Annotated in this window: 5 protein-coding genes; 2 read left to right on the top strand and 3 right to left on the bottom strand. The window is 68.6% G+C overall.

Going from position 1 to position 6,143, the window contains the following annotated elements; genetic code table 11:
- A partial coding sequence (locus CCN51_RS17075) for a metallophosphoesterase (RefSeq protein WP_086859698.1) occupies positions 1-726 on the bottom strand: 726 nt, incomplete at its 3' end.
- Positions 727-803: 77 nt separating this feature from the next.
- On the opposite strand from CCN51_RS17075, the gene CCN51_RS17070 reads away from it, so the two are divergent.
- Complete coding sequence (locus CCN51_RS17070; protein ID WP_014178392.1) at positions 804-1,274, top strand: GatB/YqeY domain-containing protein; 471 nt, start codon at positions 804-806, stop codon at positions 1,272-1,274.
- A gap of 137 nt (positions 1,275-1,411) precedes the next feature.
- On the opposite strand, the gene CCN51_RS17065 is transcribed toward CCN51_RS17070, so the two are convergent.
- On the bottom strand, positions 1,412-3,673 hold the full coding sequence (locus CCN51_RS17065; RefSeq protein WP_014178393.1) for a transglycosylase domain-containing protein: 2,262 nt from the start codon (positions 3,671-3,673) through the stop codon (positions 1,412-1,414).
- A 385-nt stretch (positions 3,674-4,058) separates the two neighbouring features.
- On the opposite strand from CCN51_RS17065, the gene CCN51_RS17055 reads away from it, so the two are divergent.
- Positions 4,059-4,394: a WhiB family transcriptional regulator gene (locus CCN51_RS17055; RefSeq protein WP_043487364.1), complete on the top strand. Its 336-nt coding sequence runs from the start codon at positions 4,059-4,061 to the stop codon at positions 4,392-4,394.
- A 286-nt stretch (positions 4,395-4,680) separates the two neighbouring features.
- Here CCN51_RS17055 and bagB read toward each other — a convergent pair whose 3' ends face one another.
- Positions 4,681-6,090: an ATPase BagB gene (gene bagB, locus CCN51_RS17050; protein ID WP_014178395.1), complete on the bottom strand. Its 1,410-nt coding sequence runs from the start codon at positions 6,088-6,090 to the stop codon at positions 4,681-4,683.
- Positions 6,091-6,143: the final 53 nt, after the last annotated feature.

Below are 6,143 nucleotides of genomic sequence, written 5' to 3'. Positions count from 1 at the left end.
CTGGCCGCCGTGGGTGTGGCCGGCGAGGATCAGGGGGTAGCGGTCGGCGGTGAAGGCGTCGAGGACGCGCAGGTAGGGGGCGTGGACGACGGCCAGGGAGAGGTCGGCGTCCGATTCGGGGCCGCCGGCCACCTCGCCGTAGCGGTCGCGCTTGATGTGGGGGTCGTCCAGGCCGGTCATGGCGATCTCCACGTCGTCCAGCTTCAGCCGGCCGCGGGCGTTGGAAAGGTTGACCCAGCCGGCCGCGTCGAAGGTGTCGCGCAGCTCTTTCCAGGGGTTGTGGATCGCGCCGACCACGGGGGGATTGCCGTTCAGGCCGTGCTTGCCGCTCGCCTTCTCCAGCAGATAGCGGGCCGGATTGCGCGGCTTGGGGCCGTAGTAGTCGTTGGAGCCGAAGACGTACGCGCCCGGGAACTCCATGAGCGGGCCGAGCGCGTCCAGCGTCTCGGGGACGCCCTCGGGGTCGGAGAGGTTGTCACCCGTGTTGATGACGAAATCGGGGCGGAGCCCGGCGAGGGACTGGAGCCAGCGCTGCTTCTTGCGCTGGCCGCTGACCATGTGGATGTCGGAGACCTGGAGGACGCGCAGCGGCCGCATGCCGCGTGGCAGTACGGGGACGGTCACCCGTCGGAGGCGGAAGGACCGGACCTCGAAGCCGGCGGCATAGACGAGGCCGGCGGCGCCGACCGCCGTGATTCCCAGGGGTACTCCGTATCGCGCGCGCATGGTCACCATGGTCGCAGACCGTGGCCGGGCGAGAAATCTTCGGGTGATTCCCGGCAAGGGCTGGCAGACTCGACGGCATGACCACCACGCTCAAGTCCAGGCTGCAGGACGATCTCACCGCAGCGATCAAGACGCGTGACGAGCTGCGCTCCGCTACGCTCCGGCTGACCCTCACCGCGATCCAGAAGGAAGAGGTCGCGGGCGAGACCGCCCGGGAGCTGTCCGATGCCGAGGTGGAGAAGATCATCGCGCGCGAGGCCAAGAAGCGGCGCGAGGCGGCTGAGGCGTTCGCGCAGGGCGGGCGGGCGGAGCAGGCCGAGCGGGAGCGGGCCGAGGGCGTGGTGCTCGCCGAGTATCTGCCCAAGCAGCTCACGGACGAGGAGCTGGACGCGCTGGTGGCGGAGGCCGTACAGGAGGCCGCGGCGGGCGGTGCGCAGGGGCCGCGGGCCATGGGCGCGGTGATGAAGATCGTGAACCCGAAGGTCGCGGGCCGGGCCGAGGGCGGCCGGGTGGCCGCCGCGGTCAAGCGGCGGCTCGCCGAGGGCTGACGCACCCAGGGGCGGTATCAAGAGCGAAGACGAAGCGGGCCCGGACGGTGTCCGGGCCCGCTTCCTTGTCTTCACCTGTCTGGGCCGTCTCGGCCCTGTCTTGCCGCGCCGATCACTTCTCGGCGCTCAGCCACGCGCTACGGGAAGTTCCAACCGTTGCTGTTCCCGTTGCCGTTTCCGCCGTTGCCGTTTCCGCCCCGGTTGCCGCCGTCCCCGCCGCCGATCACGTCCGGCGGGAGGGTGATGTCCGGCCACGGGCTGTCGCCGCCGTTGTTCCCGCCGTTGTCGCGGCCCGGCTTGTCGCCGTGGTCCTTGTCGTCGTCGCGGGGCTTCTCATTCGGGTCCTTGATCGGCACGGTGACGAAGTTCTCCACCGGCTTGCCCTCCAGGGCGCCGCTCATGGCGTCCTTCCAGATGGGGCCGGGGGTGTCCGCGCCGTAGACCTTGTCGTGGAGGATGCCGCCGATCCGGATGTTCTCCATCTTGACGCCCTTGGAGCCGGAGCCGCCGACCCAGACCGCGCCGGCGAGGTTCGGGGTGTAGCCGACGAACCAGGCGGCCTTGCGCTCGTCCGTCGTACCCGTCTTACCGGCGCTCGGCCGGTTCTCCAGGCCCGCCTTCTGGCCGGTGCCGTCCTCGACCACGCCGCGCAGCAGGGTGTTCATGGTGTCGGCGGTCTTCTCCGACATGGCGCGGGTGCACGAGGACTTGGGGACCTCGAGGTCCTTGCCGCCCGGGCCGGTGATCGACTCGATGAACACCGGGGTGCAGTAGATACCGCGGTTGGCGAAGGTCGCGTACGCGTTGGCCATCGTCAGCGGCGAGAAGCCGTCCGTGCCGAGGGTGATGGCGGGCACCTGGTTGAGCTTCTTGCCGTCGGCGCGGTGCACGCCCATCTTGGCGGCCATCTCGGTGACCGGGCAGACGCCGATGTCACTGATCATCTGCACGAAGTAGGTGTTGATCGACTTCGCGAGCGCTTCCCTCAGGCCGTACGGGCCCTTCTCCTTGGGGTCCTCGTTCGTGAGGGACGCGCCCTCGTTGTTGGACCAGGAGCCGTTGCAGGTGGACACCGGGCTCGGGTAGTCCATCTCGTACGGCGAGGAGTAGCGCTGGTACGGCTTCTTGCCCTGCTCGAGGGCGGCCGCGGCGGTGATCGGCTTGAACGTCGAGCCGACCTGGAAGCCGTAGTTCGAGCCGCCCATGGCATGGTCCGCGGACAGGTTGATCGTCAGGTCGTTGGGCCCGAAGCCGTACGGCCTGGACTGGCCCATCGCGACCACCTTGCCGGTGCCGGGCTCGACGAGCGTGACGGCGGTGGCGACCGGGTCGTCCTTGTAGACATGGGACTTGATCGAGTTCTGGACCGACTGCTGGGCCTTCGGGTCCAGGGTCGTACGGATCGTCAGGCCGCCGCGGTTCCAGCGCTGGGAGCGTGCCTCGCGGGTCTTGCCGAAGACCGGGTCGTTGAGGAAGACCTCGCGGACGTAGTCACAGAAGAACCCGGCGCCGCTCACGGCCGTGATGCAGCCGTTCTTGGGCGAGCTGACCTTGAGCCCGAGAGGCTTCTTCTTCGCCGCGTCGGCCTGAGCCTGGGTGACGTCCTTCACGTCGGCCATGCGCTGCAGCACGGTGTTGCGGCGGGCCTTGGCCACCTCCGCGTTGTTGACCGGGTCGTAGCTGCTGGGCGACTGGACGAGACCGGCCAGCAGCGCGGCCTCCTCCAGCTTCAGATCCTTGGCGTGCTTGCTGAAGTAGCGCTGGGAGGCCGCCTCGACACCGTAGGCCTGCTGGCCGAAGAAGGTGATGTTGAGGTAGTTCTGCAGGATCCGCTGCTTGCCCAGTTCCTTCTCGACCTGGATCGCGTACTTCAGCTCCTTGATCTTGCGGCCTATGGACTTCTTCTGGGCCTCGGCGACCGCCTTCTCGTCGTTGCCCGCCTCCTCCACGAAGACGTTCTTCACATACTGCTGGGTGAGTGTGGAGGCACCCTGGGAGACGCCGCCGTCCTGCGCGTTGTTGTTGAGCGCGCGCAGCACACCCTTGGGGTCGATCGCCCCGTGTTCGTAGAAGCGCGCGTCCTCGATCGCGACGATCGCCTTCCGCATGTACGGGGAGATGTCCTTGAGGTCCACGATGGTGCGGTCGCGGGAGTAGACCTTCGCGATCTCGCCGCCCTTGGCGTCCAGGATGGTGGTCCGCTCGCTGAGCGGCGGCCTTTTGAGATTGGCCGGAATTTCGTCGAATTGCTCGACCGTTCCCTTGGCCGCGAGTCCGATCGCGCCGACGGCGGGCAGCGCGAGCCCGGCCAGCACCGCTCCCGCGAGCACGCTGACGCCGAGGAACTTCGCGGCCTGCTGAGCGGGGGACAGACCTCCGCCCGAACGCTTGTTACCCATGGGGGCAGCCTACGTGCCGAATCGCCGGACAGGGGACCACCTGTTCGCATACGCTGATTCACGCCAGTCACTTCGGTGCGGTCGAGCACCATCACCCCTCTCACTCAAGTGAGTGATGAGACCTGCCCCATTTGCTGTCTTGTGTTATGTCCCACCCCTTTTGGAGTGGGTGAACTACCCCTATTTGTGCGGTAAGTCGCGCATGTCGTCAGCTCACTCCGTTGGGTGATCTGCCGCGTACCCATAGTCCGTTCGGGCCATCCAAGATTGGGCCCGCAGGGGGTGTTGCACCCTGTCCGCCTTCCGTAACGTCCTCAACTGGCGACGGTGAATATGCCGTTTGTCGCCGTGGGGGAGCTCCGAATCGGGAGAGGACGGCGCCAGCATGGGCTGGGTAACCGACTGGAGTGCGCAGGCCGCCTGTCGCACGACTGATCCAGATGAACTATTTGTTCAAGGCGCGGCACAGAACAGGGCCAAAGCGGTCTGCACCGGGTGTCCGGTGCGCACCGAGTGCCTTGCCGACGCGCTGGACAACCGCGTCGAGTTCGGCGTGTGGGGTGGCATGACCGAGCGTGAGCGGAGGGCGCTACTGCGCCGCCGTCCCACGGTCACCTCTTGGCGCCGGCTGCTGGAGACCGCGCGCCTCGAGTACGAGCGCGGCGCGGGCATCCTGCCGCTCGACGACGAGGAATACGAGCGCTTCGCCGCCGTCGGGTAGCGGGCGATCGGCGTTCGGGCGGGCGACGGCTGACGGCTGACGTTCGGGCGGTCTGCGGTCTGCGGTCTGCGGTCTGCGGCCGGTGGTCGGCCAAGGGCCTCAGGGTGTCCGGTCGCTTGCGTCCGTGCGTTCTCGGACAGCTTGGGCCGTCAGGCAATCCATCCTGGCGGTGTGACGTTTCGTTTCTCTCATCACCACGTCACGACCCAGGCGGTGGTCACGTGCGCATGCGTGAGTTCCATGCACATGCGTGAGTTCGGGGTGCCGTGATGCCCTCGCGCGGCTGCTAGCCCGCCGCGCTCTTGGGCTGCCGCTCTGGCTGCTCCGCCAAGCGCTCGCCGATCGCTCGCAACCCCGCGAGGTCATGTACGTCGCCGGGGAGCGCGGCCACTTCCGCCACGGGAACCTCGGGGTGCAGCGTCGTGAAGCGATGGTGTGTGCGCTGCTCGCGGGTGAGCACCTGCATACGCTCCGCGTGCAGCCGGAGCAGCCCCACGGCCAGCCGCTCTGCCGACGTGGGGGAGCCGTCGGGGTCAGATGCCGAGGAGTCGTCCGCCGCTGAGGCGTTCTGCTCTTGAGCATGCCCTGAACCGGGGTCGACAATGCCGTCTTCGGCAAGATTTTCTGGGCTGTTGACGGTGAGGGTCGCGCCCTCGGCCTCGCCTGCCTCGCTCGCCAGGTCTGTCGTGTCTGCCGGGCCTGCCGAGCCCCTTGGGTTGGCTGGCTGCGCCGGATTCGACGCGCCCGATGTCTCCGCCAGACCCAGGGACAGCGTCTCCGCGGCCGCCAGCGCCCGCTCCGCCGAGAGCTGCACGGCACCGCTCCCGTGCACCCGGTTCAGCACCAGCCCCGCCAGCGGCATCCGGTCCGCGGCCAGCCGCTCCACGAAGTACGCCGCCTCGCGCAGCGCGTCCCGCTCCGGGGCCGCCACCACCAGGAAGGCCGTGCCCGGCGCCTGTAGCAGCCGGTACGTGGCCTCCGCGCGGGTGCGGAAGCCGCCGAACATCGTGTCCATGGCGGCGGCAAAGGTCTGTACGTCGCGCATCAGCTGCCCGCCCAGGACCTTGCTGACCGTGCCGGTCATCATCGACACGCCCACGTTCAGGAACTTCATCCCGGCCCTGCCGCCGACTTTCGCCGGTGCCATCAGGATTTTGATGAACTTCCCGTCCAGGAAGGAGCCGAGGCGCTTGGGCGCGTCCAGGAAGTCCAGCGCCGACCGGCTCGGCGGCGTGTCGACGATGATCAGGTCCCATTCGTCGCGGGCCCGCAGCTGGCCCAGCTTCTCCATGGCCATGTACTCCTGCGTGCCCGCGAAACCGGCCGAAAGTGATTGGTAGAAGGGGTTGGCCAGGATCGCGCGGGCGCGCTCAGGGTCGGCGTGCGCCTCGACGAACTCGTCGAAGGTCCGCTTCATGTCCAGCATCATGGCGTGCAGCTCGCCGCCCGCCGCGCCGTCGATGCCCTCGACGCGGCGCGGCACGTTGTCCAGCGCGTCGATGCCCATCGACTGCGCGAGCCGGCGGGCCGGGTCGATGGTGAGGACGACGGCCTTACGGCCCCGCTCCGCGGCCCGTACACCCAGGGCCGCGGCCGTCGTGGTCTTGCCGACGCCGCCGGAGCCGCAGCACACGATGATGCGGGTTTCGGGGTCGGCCAGCAGTGCGTCGGTGTCCAGCTGCGGTGCCATGTCCATGCTTCTGCCGCCTCCTGCGTACGGCGCGTACGACGCGTACCGCCCGCTCGTAC

It is taken from the genome of Streptomyces milbemycinicus (assembly GCF_002154605.1).
GTDB lineage: Bacteria > Actinomycetota > Actinomycetes > Streptomycetales > Streptomycetaceae > Streptomyces > Streptomyces milbemycinicus.
Note: the sequence above shows the minus strand (reverse complement) of the source record. Positions and strands in the feature narration are given on the sequence as shown.

What these genes read in the sequence shown, in the direction of transcription:
- CCN51_RS17055 (WP_043487364.1), top strand. Translation starts at nt 4,059, where the DNA reads ATGGGCTGGGTAACCGACTGGAGTGCGCAGGCCGCCTGTCGCACGACT.
- bagB (WP_014178395.1), bottom strand. Translation starts at nt 6,090, where the DNA reads ATGGACATGGCACCGCAGCTGGACACCGACGCACTGCTGGCCGACCCC.
- CCN51_RS17070 (WP_014178392.1), top strand. Translation starts at nt 804, where the DNA reads ATGACCACCACGCTCAAGTCCAGGCTGCAGGACGATCTCACCGCAGCG.
- CCN51_RS17065 (WP_014178393.1), bottom strand. Translation starts at nt 3,673, where the DNA reads ATGGGTAACAAGCGTTCGGGCGGAGGTCTGTCCCCCGCTCAGCAGGCC.